A 1,195-nucleotide genomic window follows, 5' to 3' on the forward strand; every position below is an offset into this window, starting at 1 on the left:
GGAAGGTGCGAATAAGCGGGGAAATTCTTCTCGGCTGACTCAGTCATTTCATTTCTTCATGTTTGAGCCGATTTTTTCTCCCGTAAATGCCTTGAATCAGCCTATTTAGACCGTTTCTTCGCCATTTAAGGCGTTATCCCCAGTTTTTAGTGAGATCTCTCCCACTGACGTATCATTTGGTCCGCCCGAAACAGGTTGGCCAGCGTGAATAACATCGCCAGTTGGTTATCGTTTTTCAGCAACCCCTTGTATCTGGCTTTCACGAAGCCGAACTGTCGCTTGATGATGCGAAATGGGTGCTCCACCTTGGCCCGGATGCTGGCTTTCATGTATTCGATGTTGATGGCCGTTTTGTTCTTGCGTGGATGCTGTTTCAAGGTTCTTACCTTGCCGGGGCGCTCGGCGATCAGCCAGTCCACATCCACCTCGGCCAGCTCCTCGCGCTGTGGCGCCCCTTGGTAGCCGGCATCGGCTGAGACAAATTGCTCCTCTCCATGCAGCAGATTACCCAGCTGATTGAGGTCATGCTCGTTGGCCGCGGTGGTGACTAGGCTGTGGGTCAGGCCACTCTTGGCATCGACACCAATGTGGGCCTTCATGCCAAAGTGCCACTGATTGCCTTTCTTGGTCTGATGCATCTCCGGATCGCGTTGCTGCTCTTTGTTCTTGGTCGAGCTGGGTGCCTCAATGATGGTGGCATCGACCAAGGTGCCTTGAGTCATCATGACGCCTGCTTCGGCCAGCCAGCGATTGATGGTCTTGAACAATTGGCGGGCCAGTTGATGCTGCTCCAGCAGGTGGCGGAAATTCATGATGGTGGTGCGGTCCGGCAAGGCGCTATCCAGGGATAACCGGGCAAACAGACGCATGGAGGCGATTTCGTACAGAGCATCTTCCATCGCGCCATCGCTCAGGTTGTACCAATGCTGCATGCAGTGAATGCGTAGCATGGTTTCCAGCGGATAAGGTCGCCGGCCATTACCAGCCTTGGGGTAAAACGGCTCGATGACTTCCACCATGTTTTGCCATGGCAGAATCTGCTCCATGCGGGACAAGAAAATCTCTTTTCTGGTCTGACGGCGCTTACTGCTGAATTCACTGTCGGCGAAGGTAAGTTGATGACTCATGATGAACCCTGTTCCATGGCTCCAGATGACAAACATGATCTCATATCAGGGACTTGTTCGCACCTTCC

1 protein-coding gene is annotated in these 1,195 nt (G+C 53.1%); it reads right to left on the reverse strand.

Annotation, left to right across the window (positions count from 1 at the left end; genetic code table 11):
* Window positions 1–146: 146 nt before the first annotated feature.
* The gene (locus ACWWFX_RS25745; protein ID WP_000019402.1) at window positions 147–1,127 is read right to left on the reverse strand and encodes an IS5-like element IS5 family transposase; all 981 of its coding nucleotides are present in this window, start codon (window positions 1,125–1,127) and stop codon (window positions 147–149) included.
* Window positions 1,128–1,195: the final 68 nt, after the last annotated feature.

The organism is Pseudocitrobacter sp. 2023LY-00077 (genome assembly GCF_055796175.1).